The following is a 23,030-nucleotide window of genomic DNA, read 5'->3' on the forward strand; positions in this document are numbered from 1 at the left end:
CTAGAGGAGCGCACAGCTCCCTGAGATGACAAAGGACACGACACATGCGTTCGACACCCCACATTGATCCCACCGGCCCCATCGCCGAGACCATCCTGCTGCCGGGCGACCCGCTGCGCGCCAAGTTTATCGCTGAGAACTACCTGGAGGACGTCCAGCAGTTCAACGCCGTGCGCAACATGCTCGGCTTCACCGGCACCTACCAGGGCACCCCCGTCTCCGTCATGGGTTCCGGCATGGGTATCCCCTCAATCTCCCTGTACGCCTACGAGCTTATCCACACGTTTGGCTGCAAGCGCCTGGTCCGCATCGGAACCTGCGGTTCCCTCCAGCCCAACATGCACCTGTACGACGTCGTCATCGCGCAGGGCGCCTGCACGAACAGCGCGTTCATGGACCAGTACCAGCTGCCCGGCCAGTTCGCCCCGATCGGCTCCTTCAACCTGATCGACGACGTGGTGCGCCGCGCCCGCGAGCAGGGCGTCCCCTTCCACGTCGGCAACATCATGTCCTCCGACGTCTTCTACAACGCGAACCCGACCTTTAACGAGGCCTGGCAGCGCATGGGCATCCTCGCAGTCGAGATGGAGAGCGCTGGCCTGTATGCGACCGCCGCGCACGCGGGTGTCGAGGCCCTGGCTATGTTCACGGTCTCCGATTCGCTGGTCACCGGTGAAGTCACGGACGCGCAGTCGCGCCAGACCGCCTTCACCGCGATGATGGAGCTCGCCCTGCCCCTGGCAGCGCTCTGAGACAAGGAGAAGGCTGCTCCATGAAGAAGCGTGACGTGGCCGCGTTGATCGACCACACGATCTTGAAGCCGGAAGCGACACGCCAGGACGTGGTACGCATTATCGAGGAAGGGGCCAGCGCCGGCACCTTCTCGGTATGCGTGTCCCCGTCCATGCTTCCGCTGGATGTGCCCGATGGACTAAAGGTGGCCTGCGTCGTCGGCTTCCCCTCGGGCGCGGTCAAACCGCAGGTCAAAGCCTTCGAGGCGGCGCAGGCAGTCGCCGACGGTGCGGACGAGATCGATATGGTCATCAACATCGAGCTGGTCAAGGACGCACGCCTGCACGAGCTGGAAGAAGAGATTGCTGCCGTGCGCCGCGTCGTCCCAGCCCCACGCGTCCTGAAAGTCATCATCGAGTCCGCAGCTCTCACTGACGATGAAATCGTCGCCGCCTGCACGGCATCCATGGCTGCCGGAGCTGACTTTGTGAAGACCTCCACGGGTTTCCACCCCGCAGGTGGGGCGTCCTTCCACGCGGTCGCCCTCATGCGCGCCACCGTCGGCGACGCCCTGGGGGTCAAGGCCTCGGGAGGCATCCGCGACGCCGACACGGCGCTCGCCATGATCGAAGCAGGAGCTTCTCGCCTGGGAGTCTCCGCAACTAACGCCATCTTGGCAGAATTGGAAGACTGACACTATGGAACTTCTTGAACTGGCCCAGCGCTGGGCAGACCATGACCCCGATCCGACCACGGCCTCGTCCCTGAGGGCCGACATTGAGGCCGCTCGTGGCGGCGACGAAGAGGCCCTCGCCCGCGTGGGCGCCGCCATGAACGGTCCCCTCGAGTTCGGAACTGCCGGCCTGCGCGGCGTCGTGGGCCCCGGCGAATCCCGCATGAACCTGGCCGTCGTTATCCGAGCGACCGCCGGCCTGTGCGAGGTCATTAAGCGTCACGCGACGGGTATCCCCACCCTGGTCGTGGGCTGCGATGCCCGCTACGGCTCCTCCGAGTTTGCTACAGCCGCGTGCCGTGTCGCTTCTGCCGCCGGCGTGCGTGTCCTCGCGCTGCCCCAGGCGAACCCGACCCCGCTGACCTCCTTCGCGGTGCGCCACTACGGCGCGGACGCGGGCGTTATGGTGACCGCTTCGCACAACCCCGCCCCCGACAACGGCTACAAGGTGTACCTCGGTGGAAGCGTCGTTACGGGCGATGGCCAGGGAGTCCAGATCGTCCCGCCTTTCGACGCCGAGATCGCGGCGGCCATCGAGGCCACGCCCCCCGCTGACGAAGTCCCCATGAACGATGACCTGGTCGAGGCCGTGGACCCGCGCGACGAGTACGTCGCGGAGGCCGTCAAGCTGGCCTCCGGCGACGCTGATGTCCGCGCGGACCTGCGCATCGTCCTGACGGCCATGCACGGCGTGGGCGCGTCCCTCACCTCGCGCGTGCTGGCCCAGGCCGGCTTCACGAACGTGTCAATCGTCGCCGCCCAGGCCGAACCCGACCCGGACTTCCCGACGGTTCCCTTCCCGAACCCCGAGGAAGCCGGAGCCCTCGACATGGCCATCGAGCAGGCTCGCGGCGAGGACGCCGACCTTATCATCGCTGTGGACCCCGACGCGGACCGTTGCGCGCTCGCGGTCCCTGACCCTGCGGCCGAGGCCGGATGGCGTCCGCTGAGCGGTGACCAGATCGGCTGCCTGCTAGGAGAATTCCTGGCGTCGCGAGGCCTGGAGGGGTCGCTCGCAAACTCGATCGTCTCCTCGCGTCTGCTGGCCCGCATTGCGCATGCCCACGGCCTCGAACATCACACGACGCTCACGGGCTTTAAGTGGATCGCCCGCGCTCCGCAGCTGGCCTTCGGCTATGAAGAAGCGATCGGTTTCTGCCCGAATCCCGCCATCGCGCGCGACAAGGACGGCATTGCGTCCTCTGTCGTTGCCGCGTCGCTGTTCGCCGCGCTCAAGGCTCAGGGCCGCACCGCGTGGGATGAACTGGACCGTCTGGCCCACGCTCACGGCCTGCACGTGACCGGACCGTTGACCTTCCGCGTCGAGGAGATTGAGCAGATTGCTACCGGCATGGCGCGCTTGCGCGCGCAGCCGCCGAGCGAACTCGCAGGTTCACCCGTCGTCGAGGTCTCTGACCTGGCGCAGGGCTACAAGGGCCTGCCGCCCACGGACGGTGTGCTGGTGCTGACCGAGGCCGGGGACCGCGTGATCGCGCGTCCGTCGGGCACGGAACCCAAGCTCAAGTGCTATCTCGAGGTCATCCTGACTGCCCCCGAGGGGGAGCCGGTTCCGTGGAAGGCGGCGTACGAGCGCCTCGAACTGATTAAGCGTGAGTTCGGTCAGATCATTGGTCTGTGAGCGCTGACGGAGGGTCTTCGTTCGACGATTGAGCAGGGGTGCATCTCTGCGCACGTAAATAGATAACGCTATACTTGCGTATATGTCACCTCACGTTGAATCGTCGGCGGGGACCCTGCCATATGCCAACCGGCCCGTCGAGAAGACGCCCGGTCACTGGGTGCTCGCCCGTGCAGGAAAGACAGTCCTGCGCCCCGGGGGTCTCGCGCTGAGCATGTGGGCCCTCAAACGAGCGGTCATCCCCGGCGCGGATGTCGTCGAATTCGCTCCAGGAATGGGAGTAACAGCACGCTCGATCATCAGTGTTGGCCCCGCCTCCTACGTGGGGGTCGAGCGGGACCCCGACGCGTGCGCGCGCGTCGATGCCATCGCCTCGGGCGTGGGACACTGTGTGAACGCGGATGCCGCCCAAACAGGTCTGCCGGACGCTAGTGCCGACGTCGTGGTCGGCGAAGCCATGCTCACCATGCAGGGTGAGAAAGCTAAGCGCGCGATCGTGGGGGAAGCGGCGCGTATCCTGCGCCCGGGTGGACGCTACGTCATCCACGAGCTCGCGATGCGCCCCGAGACCATCGCCGAGGAACCCGCCACCGAGATCCGCCGTGCGCTCGCGCGCGCGATCAATGTCAACGCGCGGCCACTCACGGTCGCCGGCTGGCGAGCGGTTCTCGAAGAAGCGGGCCTGGTCGTCGAAGAGACACGCAAGGCGCCCATGGCCCTGCTGAAACCAGGCCGCATGCTTGCCGACGAGGGCGTGCGTGGGACCCTGCGGATCGCCCGCAACATCGCCCGTGACAAAGACTTGCGCCGACGCGTCACCACGATGGCGCGCACGTTCAAGAAGTACGACCGACATCTGTGCGGCGTCGCCATCGTCGCACGCAAACCCAAGGAGAACAGGTGAGCCTCTCTCTCGATTCCAACACCGAGGTCCCTACGCCCATCATGACGGACCTGAGTGACATCGCTTCGATGATCCAGATCAACGAGGAAGCCACCGTCTCGCGCACGGTCATGCACGCAGAGGGCGTGCGCCTCGTCCTCTTTAGCTTCGATACCGGCGAGATCCTCAGCGAGCACACGGCGGCCATGCCCGTCATCCTGCAGACCCTCGAAGGTGCCCTCGAAATCGAGGCCGACGGTCGCACCGTGGTCCTTCGCCCCGGCGACGTCATCCACTTCGGCACGCGACTGCCTCACGCGGTCCGCGCGCTTGAACCCTCGAAGCTGGCGCTGTTCATGCTGGATCGGCGCGAGCGGCCCACCGCCTGACTGCGGCCTTCAAGCCCGGGAACCCTGGCCCCGTCTGAGAGCAACGAGGTCGGGGTTCCCACTCGATTGCGCGCAGCGCGCGGCCCCGGTGAACGACGATGTTACCTGAGCGCCGCCTTCCCAGCGCCGCGTGCGACCAACCACAGGCCGGCCTCGACAATCGCGCCGGAGAGGACGAAGACGAAGGGAATAGAGGCAGGTGCGTCCATGAANAGGCGCAGGCCCAGGGGCGGGCGGCATGCGTCCGCGCGCGCGGCCAGGCCCGAGGCAAAGAGGTAGAGTCCGCCCGCGATCAGCGTCAGGGCGAGGAGGACGAAGAGGACTGTCAGGGCGACGGACACGGGACCCCCAGGGACGGTGGATGTTTCACGGCCGTTTCACGCTGGCCGCGCGTGGGCCGCGAAACCATTCTAGCTGGCCCCGGCCTCGTGACCGACGAGGCCGGGGAAGCGTCGGGGGACCGACCTGAGTCGAGCCGTGGCCGAGCGCGCGTGTGCGTTCAGAAGTAGCAGGCAATCGGCCCGTTGGGTCCCGGCACCACCGTCACCGGGGTGTCGAAAATACCTGTGAGGACATCGTCGCGCATGATGTCCGCAGGTGAACCCATGAAAGCGACTTGCCCGTCCTTCAGCGCGCAGATCGTTGATGCGTAGCGGGCCGCGAAATTAATGTCGTGCAGGACGATGACGATCGTGCGCGAAAACTCGCGGGCAGCTCGCTCCAGCATGGTCATCATCTCCACGCTGCGCGCAATGTCCAGGTTGTTGAGCGGCTCATCCAGCAGAACGTAGTCGGTTTCCTGTGCCAAGACCATTGCGACATAGGCGCGCTGGCGCTGGCCCCCAGAGAGCTGATCCAGGTAGCGGCCTTGAAGGTCCCCCAAGTCAAGGAAGCCGATGTAGCGGTCGATGATGGCCTCGTCCTCGCTGTTCAGGTGCCCTCGAGTGTGCGGAAAGCGACCGAAACCAACCAGCTGTCGGACCGTCAAGCGCGAAATGAAATGGTTTTCTTGGCGCAGGATCGACAGGGTGCGCGCCAGCTGGGAGGACTTCGTCGTCGCCACGTTCAGGCCACCGACCTCGATGGTGCCCGCGTCAATGCCGAGGAGACGCCCGATCATGGTCAGCAGCGTGGACTTGCCCGCCCCGTTGGGGCCGACCAGCGCCGTAATGCCGCCCGCGGGGATCTCCAGGGAGATCTCGCCGATGCGCACGGAGGATGAATACTGTTTGACGACGGAATCAATGGAAATCACAGGCGGCCCTTCCGCAAAATAGTGACGATGAACGCGAGTCCGCCGACGAACTCGATAATGATGGAAACGACGCCCTGCGTGTTGAACACGTGATTCATGACGAAGTAGGCGCTGGCCAGGATCGCGATGGCCAGGACGACCGACATCGCAAAGATGTAGCGGTGGTCGTGGGTGTCGGAGAACTGGTAGGACAGCGTCGCGACGAGGAACCCGAGGAACGTCATGGGACCCACGAGGGCGGTCGACGTGGCCATGAGGATCGACACGAGGACGAGGACTGCCACCGATGTGCGCCGGTGGTTAAGACCCAGGTTTGTGGCGGTTTCACGGCCCAGAGAGAGGACGGATAGGCGTGTGTTCATGAGGAGGAGGGCGAGTGCCGCCACAGCAACGAGCGGAACGGCAATGGGGTAGTACTCCTTCTGCGCGTTCGCGATCGAGCCGAACAGGCGCGCAGTGAGCACGTCGAATTCGGAGGGTGTGAGCAGGCGCTGCATGAACGTCGAGATGGAGCCGAGGCCCGCCCCCAGCATGACGCCGATGAGGAGCATCGCGTGCATGGAGGCGCGCTGGGAGGTGAGCAGCCACGAGTAGAGCGCGAGCGTGAGGGCGATCATGAGGGCGAGCTGCCCGACAAAGTTGCCGACGGTGGCCGACGCGTTGAGTCCAGCGACGCCCAGGAAGAAAATCGTGGACGTGTGGATCGCCCGGTAGAGGGACTCGAAGCCCAGGATTGAGGGCGTGATGATGCGGTTGTTCGCCACCGTCTGGAAGGCGACCGTGGCCATCCCCTGGCACACGGCCACCAGGGCGATCGCGAGGATTGCGAAAGCGCGCCTGCGGGCGAGCCTCCAGAACACGGGGGTGCCGAATTGCGCCGGGTTCTTCCAGGTGAGCAGTCCGATGCAGGCCAGGAGTGCGATGGCGCACACGACGCTGAAAATGATCCACCAGCGTCGGCGGGCAGCGGGGGAGACGAAGGCCCCGGTGCGCCGCGTCGGGCGCGTGATGGACGAGGCCGTGGCCGGGGAGTGGGAACCGTCAGTTCCCGGAGCATAAACAATGGTCACAGTGTGGTCCCCTTCCTGGCTTGGCGCAGCACGAGCGCGACGAAGACGAATGCCCCGAGGATGCCCAGGATGACGGAGACAGGCATTTCGAAGGGGGAGATGATTGTTCGGGCGAGCAGGTCGGTGACTGTCACCAGGGCGATGCCCGCCAGGCACACCCACGGTAGGTTTGTGCGTAGGTTGTCGCCCATCGACATGGAGACGAGGTTCGGCACGATGAGGCCCAGGAACGGCAGGGAGCCGACGACGACGGTGACGACGCCGGTTGCGACGGCGACTAGGCCTGTCGCGATGAGGATCATGCGGTGGTAGTTGACGCCGAGTGACACGGCGATGTCTTCGCCCAGAGAGACAGCGGTGAGGCGGTCGGCTATGACGAAGACGATTGCGACGACGATTGTGACGATCCAGAGCACCTCGTACTGGCCTTCGTAGACGGAAGTGAAGGATCCCTGGAACCATACGGCGACGCTCTGCATGGTGTTCGTCTCCAGGGCGATGAACGTGGAGATCGCGGAGACGACAGCGCCGAGCATCATGCCCATGATGGGGACGAGCAGCGATGAGCGCAGGGAGACGCGGCGAAGCAGAGCGAAAAAGACCATGGTTCCCGCAAAAGCGAAGACGATGGCGCAGGTCATACGCACCAGGATGGGGGCGCCCGGCCAGGCGATCATGATGATGAGCAAGCCCAGGCCCGCCCACTCGGTCGTGCCCGTCGTTGATGGTTCGGCGAAGCGGTTCTGGGTCACCAGCTGCATGACGAGGCCGCTCATCGACATGGCGGCCCCGGACAGGATGAGCGCGATCGTGCGGGGGACTCGCACGGTCAGGAACATGTGCCAGCCGTCGTCCTGGGACAGGATCGAGTACTCGCCGGTGGACAGGGACAGGACCAGGAGGGCCAGGACGGTGAGGGTTGCGAGGGTGAGCGCCAGGGGGCGGCGTTTCGACGAGGCTGGGGTGGTCTCGCGCGTCGTGGCGGCGTCCGTGGGAGGCGCGGTGGCGGTGGAGTGTGTCATAAGAAAAGGGGGTGCGGGTGCCGCCCGCATGGGCGGCACCCGCTTGTGTGTCAGAGGATCACTTCTTCGCGGCTTCGAAGGCGTCTGCGATGGAGTTGAAAATCTCCGTGTAGGTGATGATGGATTCGTTGGTGTAGGTGTCGTTGGGTGCGTAGACCACCTGCTTGTTCTGCAGGGCGGTGACGTTTTGCAGAGCGGCGTTGTCGTTGATGACGGTTTCGGCTGGCGTGTTTGAGCCGTCCTTGGTGATGGCGGCGTCACGGTCGAGAACGAAGATCCACGCCGGGTTAGCTTCGGCGATGGCCTCGACGGAAATGTCGTCGCCGGTGTGCGAGTCGGTCGCGCCCTCAACTTCAAGGGCGGGTTTCAGGCCGAGCAGGTCGAAAACTGGTCCCCAGGTGCGTCCCTTGCCGGGTGCAACGTAGCCGATGTTGCCGCCGGAGACGTCAACCGCCATGACGGTGGAGGAGCCGTCGTAGGCGTTCTTCGCGCGCTCGATCGAGGCGTTGAAGTTGTCGACCAGCTGTTGGGCTTCGGCCTGCTTGCCGAATATCTCACCGAGGTCGGTGACTTCGCGGATGAGTTCCTCATTGAAGGGCTGCCCGTCGCGCGGTTCTAGGTTGATGAGCGGGACGTCGGGGGCCAGCTCTTTGATTTGCGCGTCGAACTTGGAGAAGCGCTGGCCGGAGATGATGAGGTCGGGTTCGGCGGCGACCAGGGCCTCCAGGTTGGGGTCGCGGTGCATGCCCACGTCTGCGATGTCATCGCCGTTGTAGGCGGTGACGGTGGAGGGGATCAGTTGTTTGGGCACTGCGACGAGCGGAACGCCCCACTGTTCGAGTACCTCGAAGGTTCGGTTGTCCAGGGAGGCTGCACGGGTCACAGGCAGCTTAATGTCGACGGGGCCGTCGTTCGCGTCGATCGTCACTGACGAGGCTTGGGTGGCCTGCGTGGTGGATGAAGAGGAGGCGGAGGACTGGGAGGAGGTTGTGCCGGAGGTGCATGCAGCCAGGCCGAGGGCGGCGACGGCGGCGATGGCGGCCAGGGAGGTGGTCGTACGAGACATCATTTCTCCGTCGTAGGTACTTGCGGTGGGACTGAAATAGGAAAAGCTAGGCTTACCTAACTGTCAAAACTAACCTTACAGAAATTTGGGCTCGCGTGCGTGTGGGTGTGCGCATAGTTTCGCGCCGCCCCGTTGGGGCCCCGTGTCTACGCGTTCGTCGGCGGCCTCTCCCTCGTTGGCCGTGTCTCCCTCCCGCTGGCTGTGGCCGCTTGTTGTCAAGCTCACGCTTTTCATAAATCTCGCACGTAATTTGGCTCACCTAATATTTATTAGCACGTTGAAAAACGGCGTATTTTCAACGTTTTCGGCGTGTGTTCGCGCGACGTCTCGGGGGAATTACGTGCGAAATTGTGAGTGCTGCTGTGAGTAAGTCGAGGGGCGGTGCTCGAATGAGCACCGCCCCGGGAACTAGCTCGGTCAGCCGAGCGTGCGTGAAGTCGGGAGCTAGCTCGGTCAGCCGAGCGAGCGTGAAGTTAGTCGACCAGACCCTTCACGGCCTCGTCGAGCTCTGCGACCCAATCCATCCCCGACGCGTCCGAAGGCATACGCCAATCCCCGCGCGGGGACAGGGAGCCGCCGGCCATGACCTTCGGGCCGTTAGGCAGCGCGCTGCGCTTGAACTGCTGGCTGAAAAAACGCCACAGGAACAGGCGCTCCCACGTGACGATCTCCTTCAGCGAGTACGCGACCTTGTCTTCCTCGGGGAAGCCGACCGGCCAGGAGCCGACAGAGGCGTCCGACCAGGCCTTCTCCGCCAGGAACGCGATCTTCGAGGGGCGCGCGCCGCGGCGCAGCACGTGGTAGAGCGTGAAGTCCTGGAGGTTGTAGGGGCCGATCTTGTCCTGCGTGGACTGCATCTTCTCGCCCGGCTTGGCGGGAACCAGCTCGGGGGAGATCTCCGTGTTGAGGATCGATAGGAGGACCTCGCCGACCTGGTTGTCAAACTGCTTGGAGGCCACCACCCAGCGGATCAGGTGCTGCATCAGGGTCTTCGGTACGCCCGTGTTGACCGCGTAGTGGCTCATCTGGTCGCCCACGCCGTACGTGCACCAGCCCAGCGCCAGCTCGGACAGGTCGCCCGTGCCCAGCACGATGCCGCCCAGGTGATTGGCCAGGCGGAACAGGTAGTCGGTGCGCAGGCCCGCCTGGACATTCTCGAAGGTCACGTCGTAGGTGGCCTCGCCCTCTCCGTAGGGGTGGCCGATATCGGCCAGCATCTGCGTGGCTGCCGGACGGATGTCGATCTCCTGGAACGACGTGCCCAGATAGCGGCACAGCAGCGTCGCGTTCGTCTTCGTGCGCTCGGAGGTCGCGAAGCCGGGCAGCGTGTAGCACAGGATGTCCGTGCGTGGACGGCCGAGCAGGTCCATCGCGCGGGAGGCCACAACCAGCGCGTGCGTCGAATCCAGGCCGCCCGAGACGCCGATGACGACCTTCGGGTTGCCGATCGCGCGCAGGCGCTGGACCAGACCGGCCACCTGAATGTTGTAGGCCTCGTAGCAGTCCTGCTCCAGGCGCGTGGGGTCGTTGGGGACGAAGGGGAAGCGGTTCACCGCTCGCTCCAAGCCCAGGTCGGTGCGCGGCGGATCGAGGGTGAACTCGACCTCCTGCGGGGACAAGCGCTCATCCCCCGCGAAGTAGCGCTGCGCGTTGTCCGTGAACGAGTTCTGGCGCTTGCGCTCGGTGCGCAGGCGCTCCAGGTCCACGTCGGCGATCGTGATGTGCGCGCCCTCCTGGAAGCGCTCGCCGATCGCCAGGCGTTCCCCGGCCTCGTAAATCATGGTCTCGCCGTCCCATGCGAGATCCGTGCTGGATTCGCCCATGCCGGCCGCCGTGTAGATGTAGGCAGCCGAGCAGCGAGCGGATACCGAGCGGACCATGAGCTCGCGGTCCGCGCCGCGCCCGACGGTGATCGGGGAGGCGGACAGGTTCGCCAGGACGGTCGCGCCTGCCAGAGCCAGCTCTGTCGAAGGGGTGAGGGGGACCCACATGTCTTCGCAAACTTCGATGCCGATCGTTAGGCCTGGCACGTCGTCGGCGGAGATGAGGACCTGGCCGAAGGGGACCCACGCGGGGCCGCCGCTGAATTCTTCGACGCCGCCCCACGGCACTTCGATGCGCTCGCAGGCGCGCGGGGGCATGGTGACGAAGTGGCGCTTCTCGTAGAATTCGCGGTAGTTGGGTAGGTGTGACTTGGGGACGATCGCGAGGACGCGTCCGCGGTGGATGGCGACGGCGCAGTTGTACAGGGCGTTGTCTTTGCGCAGGGGCGCGCCGACGATGAGGAGGGGGAGCAGGTTGGCGCTGGCCTCGACGATGCGCGCGAGGGCCTTCTCGACGTTGTCGAGCAGAACGTCCTGCAGGAAGAGGTCGTCGATGGCGTAGCCGGACACGCTCAGTTCCGGGTAGACGGCGACGGTGACGCCGCGCTCGTCAAGCTCTGTGGCGGCGTCGATGATCTCGCGCGCGTTGTCGAAGGGGCGCGCGGGGTGCACGGGCAGGGTGACGGCGGCGACGCGCGCAAAGCCCTGGTCGTAGAGGGAATGGAAGTTCATGATTCTCCTTTGGTACTGGGCTTATTCTTGCGTACTCGGCGCGCTCGCGCTCTTCGGTGACGAGGCTGGGGCTGGGGCGGCGGGTCGGCGCAGGGGTGGGTCGAGAACGAAGGCGGTTTCGTCGACGCCCGGGGCGAGGCGGTAGAGTGCTGCCGGGCGCCCTGCCCCCTCGCGCACGGTGCCTCCCGTCGGCTCGATGAATGACGCGGTTTTTGTGGCTTTGCGGTGGAAGTTACGCGGGTCGAGGGCCGCCCCCCAGATGGCCTCGTAGGTCGTGCGCAGCTGCGTTATCGTGAACTCGGGCCCGCAGAAGGAGGTGGCCAGGGGGGAGTATTCGATCTTGGAGCGGGCGCGCTCGACGCCGTCCGCGAGGATGCGCGAGTGGTCGAAGGCGAGAGGTGAGTTGGCTGCGAGGAGGGCGTCGACGGGGTGCCAGAGGACTCCCGCAGCGTCGCCGCCCGCGTGAGTGGGGGAGAAAGAGGGGGCGAGGAGGAGGTAGGCGACGGAGAGAACCGGGCCTCGAGGGTCTCTTCCAACGGGTCCGTAGGTGCACAGCTGTTCGAGGTGGCCCGGGGGAGTGATGCCCGTTTCTTCTTCAAGCTCGCGCGCTGCTCCCTCCTCGGTTTGTTCGCCTTCGCGCAGGAAGCCGCCGGGCAGGGCCAGGTGATTTTTGAAGGGGTCGATTCCGCGACGTACGACGAGGGTGTGGAGGGTGTGGTCGATAACGGTGAGGGCGACGATGTCGACCGCGATCGGGATGGTGAGGGGCTTAGTCATGGTGTCAGCATAACTTATTTGCGTCGAGTTGACATTAAATGTGCGGATAGATTATCGTCGTCTTGACATAAACGAGTGGTTCGCCACCCAACCAAGGAGCCATCATGGGAACCCTTCACCACCACCCATTCCTTAGCCGCTACCAGGGCGGAGCCGGAGACCACGTCGTCCAAATCCGCGCCGGACGCGCCATCAGAACCGGCGTCGGACAATCCTTCTGGCTACGAAATGGGCGCTGCGCGCTCGCGGAAATGCCAACCGCCAACCGCGCCCACAGCTTCCTCATCCAAGCCGCCACCGCCGACCAACAAAACATAAACGCCCAAGCCGTCATCACCTACCGCATCGAGGATGCCGAATCTGCCTGCGCGCACTACGACTTCGCGCTCTACCCGCGCGAAGCGGGAACCGACGCCCAAGGCCTATGGCAGATCGACGAGACCGTCACCCGAATCGCCCACTCCGCCCTGGCCTCGGCGATCGGAGAAATGACGCTCACAAACGCGATTACCGGCTCCCTCGAAAGGGTCGGTCGCGTCCTTACCCAAGCCTTCGCAGCAGACGACCAGCTGCGCGCCACCGGCATCGCCATCCTCGACGCGCGACTGCTCAGCCTACGCCCCGACGAAGGAGTCGAATCCTCCCTGCGCGCCCCGCTCCTCGAACAGCTCCAAGCCGAAGCCGACCGCGCCCTCTACGAACGCCGCGCCCTCGCCGTCGAACGCGAATCCCAGATCTCCGCAAACGAGATGCAATCCAAGCTCGACCTGGCCCGCAAACGCGCCGACCTAGTCGACCAGGAAGGCCACAACGCCAGGCGCGAGGCCGAAGAAAAGGCAGCCGCCGACGCGATCACCGTCGAAGCAGAAGCACGACGCATCGTCGAAAAAGCCAAGGCATTCGAGGTTGACTGGAACACGGCGGGACGCGCCCGGATCGAGACCGATGCCGCCTACATCGAAGCGCTCGCCAAGGCCGGACCCGAAGTAGCGCGAGCCCTCGCGTTCAAAGAAATGGCCAAGAACATGCCCTCCTTCGGCAACATCACCATCACCGCCGACGTGCTCAGCGATCTCGTGGCGGCCTTCACCGGCAAAGCGAAGGCTGGGAAGTNGCGCGTCTCGCGCGCCCCGCGCGCCCTCGCCCTCGTGGACCCGGCCGGCCTGGGGGAGGAGTGATCCTGCGGGGCAGCGTAAGGCGTGCATACGTGGATAGGTTACGAACATGCGGATAGGTTATGAAGATGTGGATAGGAAAATAAGCTATCCGGATGTGCACAACCTATCCATATGCGCACAACCTATCCACGTGTGCGCAGGGGAGGGGGCGCCTGCGCGTTGAGGCTGGGGCCCGTGAGGGAATCCCGTACGCCGCAAGCCCTACGCGGGCACGACGCCCTACGCGGGCACGACGCCCTGGGCACGCAGCTGGTCCATGACGCGGTCGAGGGTCGCGCCCACCGGGTCGCGGACGATCAGATCCGCGTGCGCGTCGGCCGAGGTCGGGGTGGCGTTCATGAGCACCAGGTGGTCCCCCGAGAAGTAGTTGATGAGGCCCGCCGCCGGGTAGACCACGAGGGACGTGCCGGCCACGATCAGCGTGGACGCCCGCGCGATGGCTGACACGGCGGCCTCGATGACGCCCTCGTCCAGGGACTCGCCGTACATGACGATGTCTGGGCGCATCTGCCCTCCGCACGACGGACACGCGGGCACGGGATCCCCATCAAGCGTGACAGCATCACCCAGCGCCGCGACGGTCCCGCAGCGCGTGCATACGAGGCGCTCCCAGTTGCCGTGCAGCTCCCACACGGTGCGCGACCCCGCCCGCTGATGCAGGCCGTCAATGTTCTGCGTGACGACTGCGTCCAGCCGACCGGCTACCTCCAGGGCGGCCAGGGCCCTGTGCGCGCCGTTGGGTTCGACGGGACGGTAGATCTCGTGGAACCACTCCCAGTACGCCTCGGGGTGCTTGGTGAAAAAGTCGATGCTCAGGACCGTCTCAAGGGGAATCTCGCGCTCCTGGAAGTAGAAGCCGTTCGCCCCGCGAAAGTCCGGGATGCCCGACTCGGTCGAGACGCCGGCGCCGCCGAAAAACACGGTGGACGGTGACTGAGCGATCCAATCCGCCAGGGTCGAAACGTCGCTGTTCATGAGGGCCTCCTCGCTCGCGCTACCATCCCAGGATACGCCCGAGGCCAGGGCCCCACGCGGGAACCCCGGCCTCGTGCGAAACAAACCGATCAGGCGAAGGTCAGCGCCTGGCGGGCGATCGCCAGCTCCTGGAGCAAGCCCGCACGCGGCGAATGAGCTGTCGGGCCTCACGTTGCCGGTTTGCCTGTGGTGGGCGCACTTGCGCGTGCATGTACGAGCTGGAGGAGGGAGAGATTCTCGGGAGACATGCCGGTCAGGGAGTCGAGGTGGGGGCGTGCCCTATCGAGAATCCGGATGTGGTGGATATTGTCGATGCTGCGTCGATGGAACTGGAGGGTGGATTCATACGTGAAACCTCCACGAAGATCAGCGAAAAAACTGTCTGCTACCCATCGGTAGGAGCTGTTGAGGACCAGTTGATAGTCGCAGGCGCGGCCAATGAGAGCAGCGATCCAGTCCGCACACTGGATGTTCGTCGAGAGCTCCGAGTCGATATATGCGGGTGCTTCGAGGATCCGCAGCATCTCCTGGTGTTCCTTGATGCGACCGTAGATGTGGGCATAGCTGCGTCTCACCTGGTGAAAGCGCTGCTTCTCGTTGATCATGTCCTGAAAGAGGAGGATGTTCTGGTCCTCGTGTTCGGCATACCTGCAGAGTCGGTTGATCGCCTCGCTCAAACATTCAAGGGTCCTCTCCTCGCGTTTATTTTCCCAGTTGTTGTCGGTGTTCTTGCCCCACACCTGGCCTGGGGAGCCGATGGGTTTTTCGCGTACGAAGTAGAAGAGCTTTCCGCCGTAATTACTCGATATTCGAGCGAGAAGCGAGCGCAGCTCAACTACTTCCTGTCGTCCTGCACGCCCCATTGCGTGCTTGCTCAGGAGGTCAGACCCTTTACGCTCCCATGTAGGAGCGTAGTTTCTGGGATCCTCCTCGCCGTCGCCGCAGAGAAGTGAGTAGAACTTCTGCTTGGTTATCGCGACATCTCGAGATAAAGCATGGACATGCTGTTCAGGAACAACAAAGCCGGCATAGCCGAATGCAGGGGATATTTTAAACCTCTTGTGATCCTTTGAAATGAAAGCGCCAGCTTCGCCAACTTCGTCGATGTAAGCGATGAGGGTTATAGGACATTTCGTGTTGCTGGGGTTAGTCCCAGGTGTTGTGGTAGGGGGTGGTGTGGTGGAGTTCGTTGAAGCAGATTGCGTCGCCCCAGCCGGGGATGATGCCGGTGGCTTGGTGGGTTTGACAGGCTTGGTACCAGGCATTTTCGAGGGCTTCGTCGGTGGGCATGGTCGCCAGGATCCTCGCTGCTGGTTGCGGGTGTGGAGAGTGGGTGTAGCACCACCAAAACACGGCTTTCATGCGTCGGGTCAGGCGCATGCCGCGGTGGTCGCGCAGCATCTGGCGTAATTGGGCGTTCGTGCTTTCGATCTGGTTGGTCATCGCGGGCATCGGGTGGGTCCAGGTGGGGTCCAGGTAGGTGAACAAGAGCCCCTGGGAGATGAGCTTGTTGAGGCTGTTACGAGCCCGAACGAGACGTTCGTGGGTGTATTCCCATCCCCCCTCAGGTCTGCGTGTTGTCTCCTCCAGGAAGCCCTTCCAGCGCGTGCACCACCCCTGGTAGGCGCCTATCCATTCCTGGGCGCCTTCGATGTCGTGCACGTGCGTGAGCTGGCGCCCCAGAGCGTACAAGCTACGCGAGGCTTCCAGTTTGGGGCGCGTTGTGGTGGCTTGGCGGATACGGCAATACGCGTGGAAGGTACAGCGTTGAACGCGCGTGGTCGGCCAGATGTTCTTGCACGCCCGCGCGAACCCGCTGCCCCCGTCGGTGACGACCAGGGCTGGGGGCGCGATCCGGCTCATAAGCGCGCTCCAGGCCCGGGAATTCTCACTCCTGGCCGCGTACCAGCCCAGCACGCAATCGGGTGTTTGGGCGATGAGCACCACGACGCCTGGGCCCAGGTGGATGCCGTCAACGAAGATGACCTCATGAACCTCATCGATGATCGGGCTGAAAGGCCATAACTGCCACAACGGCTCACAACGCCGACGAAACGAACGTCCCCCACCAGGCAAATCCACCTGACGACACCTGCCAAGGAGCCAGGCCAAGAACTCATCAAGATGCTTGGCCGTGGAGTCGATTTCGTTCAGCGTCGTGATTTGGCAGGTTTTACACCGCCAGCGCTGACGACCTGACGAAGTCCTACCGTGACGGATCATGGGACAGCCACACACAGGGCATGATGCAGTATTCACAGGAACGAGGCAAACACGACCAACTAAAAAAGTAACTTTCCCGCGCAACAAAGCCGAAAAGTCACCCTTCCAGCAACACGATCTGTCCATCCTCATAGTTGGTCCCAACCAACTAAAACACCGACTTTCCCGCACCAGAAAGCCAAAAAGTCACCCTTCCAGCAACACGTAGTGTCCTATAACCCAGCGATGAGCATGCTCCTCCTCACTGAGAGACGCAAAGACCCACGGCGCAACGTGTGCGCTCGTGGGCCCGCGGATTGGCACTCTGCGAGGGCTTGCTCGCCGTTACCACTCTCGATCGTAGTCGGTGTGTGGGGGTGAAGTCAATACGCGCGACAGATACGCTCGAGGCCGGGGCCCCACGCGGGAACCCCGGCCTCGTGCGAAATAAACCGATCAGGCGAAGGTCAGCGCCTGGCGGGCGATCGCCAGCTCCTCGTTGGTCGGGAAGACAAACATCTTCACGGTCGAGTCGGGGGCGGAAATGACGCGCGGCTCGCCGGAGCGAACATTGTTCGCCTCCACGTCGATCTTCACGCCGAAGGGAGCGAGAGCCTCGGCCAGCTCGCGACGCACGGCTGCGTCGTTTTCGCCGATGCCAGCGGTGAAGGTGATGACGTCCAGGCCGCCCAGCTCCGCGGTGTACGAACCCACGTACTTCAGCAGGCGGTTAATGTAGACGTCCATCGCGGTACGGGCGCGCTGCTGAGCCTCAGGCTCGTCATCGTTGTGGATCATGTCCCACACGGAACGCATGTCGGACTCGCCCGTCATGCCCTTCATGCCGGACTTCTTGTTGAACAGGGTGTCAACCTCGTCGACGCTCATGCCGGCGACGCGCTCCAGGTGGAACACGACGGCGGGATCGATGTCGCCGGTGCGGGTGCCCATCATGAGACCCTCGAGGGGGGTCAGGCCCATGGACGTGTCGATCGGCTTGCCGTTCTTGACGGCCGACACGGACGCGCCGTTACCCAGGTGCAGGACGATCTGCTTCAGGTCGTCGCGACCCTCCAGCTTCGCGATCTCTTGGGAGACGAACTGGTGGGAGGTGCCGTGTGCGCCGTAGCGGCGCACCGAGTACTTCTCGGCGGTCTCGGTCTCCAGTGCGTACAGAGCCGAGCGGTCGGGCAGTTGCTGGAAGAACGCGGTATCGAAGACGGCGACGTGGGGGACGTCGGGCATGAGTTCGCGCGCAACGTCAATGCCCTTGAGGTGGGCGGGGTTGTGCAGGGGGGCCAGCGGACACAACTCTTCGATGAGGTTACGGACTTCGTCGGTGATCAGAGCCGGACCATCGAAGTAGCGGCCGCCCTGAACGATGCGGTGGCCGACGGCGACGACGTTCGCATCAGCTAGGGACGGTCCTTCGGTGTCGAAGAGGCGCAGCACTTCGCGCATGCCGACCGTGTGGTCGGGGACCGGGAGTTCTTCTTCGGTGACGGCGTCGCCGTACGCGTGCTTGATGAGACCCATCGTGTCGCCGATGCGCTCGACCAGGCCCTTGGCGATGGCGTCGCCGGTGCCGGGATCGACGAGCTGGTACTTGATGGAGGAGGAGCCGGAATTAATGACGAGAACGGAGGACGAGGTCACGCGTTCGCCTTTCGTGTTGGAGGGATCAGAAAGATAAGTACGAGGCCGGGGTTCGGTTTTACGTCAATAGTAACCGGCCCCTGGGACCTGGGTCCCGCTCAGCCCTGGGCTTGAACGGCGGTCAGGGCGACGGTGTTGACGATGTCCTCGACGAGGGCGCCGCGTGAGAGGTCGTTGACGGGCTTGTTGAGGCCCTGCAGGACCGGGCCGACGGCGAGCGCGCCCGAGGAACGCTGGANGCGGGCAGTGCGGCGGCGGGGCGCAGGGCGGCGTCGGCTGGGTTGGTGCCAGTGAGGGCATCAATGGTGGTGAGACCAAGGACGCGGGCCAGCTCTTCGGTGGCGAGGGCTGCAGCCTCTGACGAACCGGGTGCGACGACGATGAAACGGGACACTCGAATACTCCTTTGGGACGAGAACAATATGGTGTGGCCGAAAGCCTTTCGTCCTATCCTAAACCCGCTCGCTGTTATTGTGTATCAATGCGTCAGGGCGGGGGGTGGCGCTGGAAAAGTGCTGCGGGGACGGACTATTAGCTGATTGTGTCCGATCGTACGCTAGGGTAGGAGGCGTGGATGACGAGGAGAGGACCCTGCGTGCGCGATTGGGCGCGTGGCTTGGCGGCACCCTGAGCGCGGGGGGAGTCCTCGGCGTCATCGCTCTGGCTGTGACGGATCACAGGCATCGGGCGGTCATGCTGTTGGTCGCGGTCCTCGTCGGCATGGGAGTTGTGCGCATGTGGACGCCCGGACGTCCCTGGTTCGCGTCTCGAGGCCGCGTTGCGGACGCGGTCGTCTACGTGATTCTCGCCGCGATTATCTGGTATCTAGCTCCCTTCGTATCGACTATGGCAGTGCACTGAACCTTGAAGAATCGTTTAGGTTCCAAGGGGAAAATGGTCTCACAGTGCGGTACGTGTCCGTCGTGTTGATAGTGGTGGATGTCCCGAATGGTGGTTTCGGATTCAAGAATTCGTAAAGGTCATGCATTCTATGAGTGACCCATCGTCCCTATTGTCAAGGTGAAACACATGCGCGCGTTCCTGCGTAAGTCCGGAATCCTCGTGTGGGTGATCGCTGCGATCATCCTAGCGACTGCCCTCGGATCGATCCGAATCGGCGGAGACCACCTGGTCCCCGTGGAGATCGGTCGTATCTTCGCGACGTTCTCGGCTATCTTCAGCCAGTTCCTGTCCTTTTCTATTCCGCTCATCATTGTCGGCCTGGTGACTCCCGCGATCGCTGATCTCGGGCGCGGCGCCGGAAAGTGGCTGGGTATTACAACGGCCATCGCCTACGGGTCGACGCTCTTCTCAGGCTTCCTGACGTTCCTGGTGTGCGCCTCCCTGTTCCCGCGGCTCCTCGCCTCCACCCAGCTGGCATCGGTGAGTGAACCCGGCAGCGCGCTCGAGTCATACTTCACGATCGAGATGCCCGCTCCCCTGCAGGTCATGACGGCGCTGCTGCTCTCCTTCGTGGTTGGCCTGGGCCTGTCGATGGTTCCGCGCGGCGTGCTGCGTAAGGGGTTCATCGAGTTCCGCGCGATCATTACGCGCCTCATTGAGACGATCATCATCCCGCTGCTGCCCCTGCATATTTTCGGTATTTTCCTGAACCTGACGTACACGGGCGAGGCCGCCTCCGTTATTCGTACGCTGCTGCGCGTCGTGGTCGTCGTCCTGGTCCTTGAGGTCGTCATCCTGGCCACCCAGTTCTGCTTCGCGGGCGCGATTGCTCGCCGCAACCCCATCAAGGCTCTGCTGACCATGATGCCCGCCTACCTGACGGCGCTGGGCACCTCGTCCTCGGCTGCGACCATTCCGGTGACGCTGCGCCAGACCAAGAAGAACGGTGTCTCTGACGCGGTTGCTTCCTTCACCATCCCGCTGTGTGCGACGATCCACCTGGCCGGCTCGACGTCCAAGATTTTCTCGTTCGCCTTCGCGATTGTTTTGACCCAGGGCCTGTCCATCTCCACCCTGCAATGGGTCGGCTTCATCTTCATGCTCGGTATCACGATGGTCGCAGCCCCCGGCGTCCCCGGCGGCGCCATCATGGCGGCCACGGGCCTGCTCAGCTCCATGCTGGGCTTCGACGATGCTCAGGTTGCTCTCATGATCGCCACCTACATCGCGCTGGATTCCTTCGGTACGGCCACGAACGTGACGGGCGACGGTGCGATCGCGCTCGTCGTGGACCGTATGGCACACGGGTCGATCGGCAATGAAGGAGACCCGGAAAACGCCCGAGAGCTGGCCTTTGATGGCATGGCGTACCTGGATCGTGTCTCGGTTGAGGGTGTCGTGAGCCCCGAGGAACTCGCTGATTCCGCTGCCCGTAACGGCACGGAAGCGACAGCGTAAGGTTTCGTTCGTCGGTTTCGTGCGCGTCCGCCGCTCTCGGCGGGCGCGCACGTCTCGTTTGTCGAGCAATGGGAGTTAGGCCCTAGTGGTTGGAGGCCCAGGTCACGTAGAATGGGGGACGATAGGCACACCGGGCTTTCCGGCCCCTCCATCAATGAAAGCTGGCAGAAATATGAGCACAGTTCGTATCGGTGTCCTGACCTCGGGCGGCGATGCCCAGGGCATGAACGCGACCGTCCGCGCAGTGGTGCGCACGGCCCTGGCGAGGGGGGCGCAGCCCTATGCGATCCTTGAGGGCTGGCAGGGGGCGTGCGACGGGGGCGATTCCATCAAGAAGCTGGAGTGGTCGGACGTGTCCTCGATCCTTGCAGAAGGTGGCACGGTCATCGGCACGGCTCGCTGCGCCGAATTCCGCACGTACGAGGGGCGTCACCGCGCAGCCGCGAACCTGCTGGAGCGCGGCATCGACCACCTGGTTGTCATCGGAGGTGACGGCTCTTTGTCGGGTACGAACGAGTTCCGCCGCGAATGGTCCCAGCACCTGGCCGAACTCGTTGCGGAGGGCGCTATCACGCAGGAGTTCGCTGATGCCCACCCGTCCCTGATCATTGTCGGCCTGGTTGGTTCGATTGATAACGACATGGTGGGCACGGATATGACGATCGGCGCGGATACCGCCCTGCACCGCATCCTGGATGCGATCGATCAGCTGACCAGTACCGCTGCTTCTCACCAACGCACCTTCGTCGTCGAGGTCATGGGACGTCATTGCGGCTACCTGCCTCTCATGGCGGCCGTCGCAGGTGGCGCGGACTATGTCTTTACCCCCGAGGATCCGGTGGGGCAGGGGTGGCAGGATGATCTGGCCGAGCACCTGCGCCTGGGGCGTGCGGCCGGACGTCGTGAGTCCATCGTCCTGGTTGCGGAAGGCGCACACGATCGCGAGGGCAACGAGCTGTCGACTCAGCTGATCGCTGACACGATCCAGGAGCGCACGGGTGAGGATGCCCGCGTGACGATCCTGGGCCACGTGCAGCGCGGCGGGACGCCGTCTGCCTACGACCGTTGGATGTCGACCCTGTTGGGTTATGCGGCGGTCCAGGAGATCCTGGCGTCCACAGGCGAGGACGAACCCATGATCCTGGGCGTTCGTCGCAACCGCATCACTCGCGTCCCCCTCATGAAGGCTGTACGCGACACTCGAGCTGTCAAGGACTACATTGCCGCCGGCGACTACGAAGCCGCCCAGGCATCGCGCGGCTCGTCTTTCTCTTCGATGGTTGGTATCTACCACCTGCTCTCAACGCCTCCCCAGTTGATCCCTGAACCAACGGGTGACGTCAAGCGTGTCGCAATTCTGCATGCGGGCGGTTTGGCCCCCGGCATGAACACGGCTGCTCGTGTTGCCGTGCGTCTGGGTATTGCGCGGGGCTGGACGATGCTGGGCGTCGATGGCTCGTGGAGCGGCCTGGCCGATGATCGCGTGCGCGAACTGAGTTGGTCGGACGTCGAAGGTTGGGCGTTCAAGGGCGGTGCCGAGCTGGGTACGAAACGTGATGTTCCGCCGGTCGAGCAGTTCTACGCACTGGGCCGGGCGATTGAACGTAATGAGATCGATGCGCTCTTCGTTATCGGGGGCATGAACGCCTACTTGGGCGTGTATGCGATCCAGGCGGAGAAAGACCGCTACCCGGCGTTCCGTATCCCGATGCTGCTCATTCCCGCGTCGATTGATAACAACCTGCCGGGATGCGAGCTCGCGATCGGTACCGACACGGCGATCAACAACGCTACGTGGGCGATCGACCGCATCAAGGAGAGCGCAGCCGCGTCCAAGCGTTGTTTCATCGCTGAGACGATGGGGCGGCGCTGCGGTTACCTGACGTTCATGAGCGCCCTTGCCAGCGGTGCCGAGTACATGTACATCAACGAGGAGTCCCCTTCCCTCCAGCAGATCGCCGCTGATGCAGAGCGTATGGTGAGTTCCTTCAAGTCGGGTCGACGTCTGTTCCTGACGCTGGTCAACGAGTCGGCATCCCAGTATTATGATCGCGATTTCTTGGCCGATGTGTTCAACGCCGAGTCCGAGGGTATCTACGACGTGCGTCACCAGGCCCTCGGCCACATGCAGCAGGGTGGATCGCCGTCGCCTTACGACCGTCTGCTTGCCACGCGCCTGATGGCCCGCGCGTTTGATCAGCTCGTGGCCCAGTTTGAGTGCGGGGATCCGCGCGCCTATTACATTGGGCAGGTAGGCTCCGCCGTTGAGGCTCGCCCTGTCAAGCACATGTTTGACGACCTGGACATTGATAATCGCCGCCCCTTCCATCAGTGGTGGCTTGATCTCGTCCCCGTCCAGCGTATTGTCTCCCTGCAGAACCCGGGTATTGAGGCGGCCCCCATCCCCATCGACGACCTCGTCGAGTAACAGGTCGGCGCTGGTTTCCCAGTGATTACGAGGCCGTGGTTCCCTGAGCGTTCATGGGACCACGGCCTCGTTTGTTGTTGGGGCGACCAGTGTGACCTGGCGCGTTTGG

General features: G+C 63.9%; 18 protein-coding genes and 2 pseudogenes. 9 read left to right on the forward strand and 11 right to left on the reverse strand.

What is annotated here, in order from left to right:
- Positions 1 to 44: 44 nt before the first annotated feature.
- The 5 genes from deoD (at position 45) to BQ7477_RS00540 (ending at position 4,376) form a co-directional block, all read left to right on the forward strand.
- Positions 45 to 752: a purine-nucleoside phosphorylase gene (gene deoD / locus BQ7477_RS00520; protein WP_073982402.1), complete on the forward strand. Its 708-nt coding sequence runs from the start codon at positions 45 to 47 to the stop codon at positions 750 to 752.
- Between the two features lie 20 nt (positions 753 to 772).
- Positions 773 to 1,426: a deoxyribose-phosphate aldolase gene (deoC, locus tag BQ7477_RS00525; RefSeq protein WP_073982403.1), complete on the forward strand. Its 654-nt coding sequence runs from the start codon at positions 773 to 775 to the stop codon at positions 1,424 to 1,426.
- Between the two features lie 4 nt (positions 1,427 to 1,430).
- A complete protein-coding gene (locus BQ7477_RS00530) occupies positions 1,431 to 3,104 on the forward strand; it encodes a phospho-sugar mutase (RefSeq protein WP_073982404.1) in 1,674 nt (557 codons plus the stop codon).
- Positions 3,105 to 3,186: 82 nt separating this feature from the next.
- Positions 3,187 to 4,008, forward strand: coding sequence for a class I SAM-dependent methyltransferase (locus tag BQ7477_RS00535; RefSeq protein ID WP_073982405.1), 822 nt, complete (start codon positions 3,187 to 3,189; stop codon positions 4,006 to 4,008).
- A complete protein-coding gene (locus BQ7477_RS00540; RefSeq protein ID WP_073982406.1) occupies positions 4,005 to 4,376 on the forward strand; it encodes a cupin domain-containing protein in 372 nt (123 codons plus the stop codon). Before BQ7477_RS00535 ends, BQ7477_RS00540 begins: the two co-directional genes overlap by 4 nt.
- A gap of 499 nt (positions 4,377 to 4,875) precedes the next feature.
- Here BQ7477_RS00540 and BQ7477_RS00550 read toward each other — a convergent pair whose 3' ends face one another.
- From BQ7477_RS00550 to BQ7477_RS00575, 6 genes are all read right to left on the reverse strand, one after another.
- On the reverse strand, positions 4,876 to 5,631 hold the full coding sequence (locus BQ7477_RS00550) for an iron ABC transporter ATP-binding protein (RefSeq protein ID WP_073982408.1): 756 nt from the start codon (positions 5,629 to 5,631) through the stop codon (positions 4,876 to 4,878).
- Entirely contained in the window at positions 5,628 to 6,641 is a 1,014-nt protein-coding gene (locus BQ7477_RS00555) for an iron chelate uptake ABC transporter family permease subunit (protein ID WP_390884550.1), read from the reverse strand. Before BQ7477_RS00555 ends, BQ7477_RS00550 begins: the two co-directional genes overlap by 4 nt.
- Before the next feature lie 56 nt (positions 6,642 to 6,697).
- Complete coding sequence (locus tag BQ7477_RS00560) at positions 6,698 to 7,723, reverse strand: ABC transporter permease (protein ID WP_073982410.1); 1,026 nt, start codon at positions 7,721 to 7,723, stop codon at positions 6,698 to 6,700.
- A 58-nt stretch (positions 7,724 to 7,781) separates the two neighbouring features.
- Positions 7,782 to 8,789, reverse strand: coding sequence for an ABC transporter substrate-binding protein (locus BQ7477_RS00565; RefSeq protein WP_073982411.1), 1,008 nt, complete (start codon positions 8,787 to 8,789; stop codon positions 7,782 to 7,784).
- A gap of 473 nt (positions 8,790 to 9,262) precedes the next feature.
- On the reverse strand, positions 9,263 to 11,344 hold the full coding sequence (locus BQ7477_RS00570; protein WP_073982412.1) for an NAD(+) synthase: 2,082 nt from the start codon (positions 11,342 to 11,344) through the stop codon (positions 9,263 to 9,265).
- A gap of 21 nt (positions 11,345 to 11,365) precedes the next feature.
- A complete protein-coding gene (locus tag BQ7477_RS00575; RefSeq protein WP_073982413.1) occupies positions 11,366 to 12,121 on the reverse strand; it encodes an NUDIX hydrolase in 756 nt (251 codons plus the stop codon).
- Between the two features lie 104 nt (positions 12,122 to 12,225).
- On the opposite strand from BQ7477_RS00575, the pseudogene BQ7477_RS00580 reads away from it, so the two are divergent.
- A pseudogene (locus BQ7477_RS00580) lies at positions 12,226 to 13,233 on the forward strand (SPFH domain-containing protein); the annotation flags it as partial.
- A 285-nt stretch (positions 13,234 to 13,518) separates the two neighbouring features.
- Here the strand turns inward: BQ7477_RS00580 and BQ7477_RS00585 are convergent.
- From BQ7477_RS00585 to BQ7477_RS12655, 5 genes and pseudogenes are all read right to left on the reverse strand, one after another.
- Positions 13,519 to 14,274: an NAD-dependent protein deacylase gene (locus BQ7477_RS00585; RefSeq protein WP_073982414.1), complete on the reverse strand. Its 756-nt coding sequence runs from the start codon at positions 14,272 to 14,274 to the stop codon at positions 13,519 to 13,521.
- A 167-nt stretch (positions 14,275 to 14,441) separates the two neighbouring features.
- Positions 14,442 to 15,539: a DUF3800 domain-containing protein gene (locus BQ7477_RS00590; RefSeq protein WP_234968598.1), complete on the reverse strand. Its 1,098-nt coding sequence runs from the start codon at positions 15,537 to 15,539 to the stop codon at positions 14,442 to 14,444.
- Positions 15,421 to 16,533, reverse strand: coding sequence for an IS1249 family transposase (locus tag BQ7477_RS00595; protein ID WP_084795590.1), 1,113 nt, complete (start codon positions 16,531 to 16,533; stop codon positions 15,421 to 15,423). The genes BQ7477_RS00590 and BQ7477_RS00595 overlap by 119 nt, the downstream gene beginning before the upstream one ends.
- Positions 16,534 to 16,932: 399 nt before the next feature.
- A complete protein-coding gene (locus BQ7477_RS00600) occupies positions 16,933 to 18,132 on the reverse strand; it encodes an acetate/propionate family kinase (protein WP_073982416.1) in 1,200 nt (399 codons plus the stop codon).
- A 98-nt stretch (positions 18,133 to 18,230) separates the two neighbouring features.
- Positions 18,231 to 18,368 (reverse strand): annotated as a pseudogene (locus tag BQ7477_RS12655) (phosphate acyltransferase); the annotation flags it as partial.
- A 334-nt stretch (positions 18,369 to 18,702) separates the two neighbouring features.
- On the opposite strand from BQ7477_RS12655, the gene BQ7477_RS00610 reads away from it, so the two are divergent.
- From BQ7477_RS00610 to BQ7477_RS00620, 3 genes are all read left to right on the forward strand, one after another.
- Entirely contained in the window at positions 18,703 to 18,993 is a 291-nt protein-coding gene (locus tag BQ7477_RS00610; protein WP_073982417.1) for a DUF3017 domain-containing protein, read from the forward strand.
- Between the two features lie 168 nt (positions 18,994 to 19,161).
- Positions 19,162 to 20,493 (forward strand): dicarboxylate/amino acid:cation symporter, encoded by a 1,332-nt coding sequence (locus tag BQ7477_RS00615; protein ID WP_073982418.1) that lies wholly within the window; start codon positions 19,162 to 19,164, stop codon positions 20,491 to 20,493.
- A 172-nt stretch (positions 20,494 to 20,665) separates the two neighbouring features.
- The gene (locus BQ7477_RS00620; RefSeq protein WP_073982419.1) at positions 20,666 to 22,921 is read left to right on the forward strand and encodes a 6-phosphofructokinase; all 2,256 of its coding nucleotides are present in this window, start codon (positions 20,666 to 20,668) and stop codon (positions 22,919 to 22,921) included.
- Positions 22,922 to 23,030 lie beyond the last annotated feature (109 nt).

The sequence above is a fragment of the Actinomyces bouchesdurhonensis genome, assembly GCF_900128465.1.
GTDB lineage: Bacteria > Actinomycetota > Actinomycetes > Actinomycetales > Actinomycetaceae > Pauljensenia > Pauljensenia bouchesdurhonensis.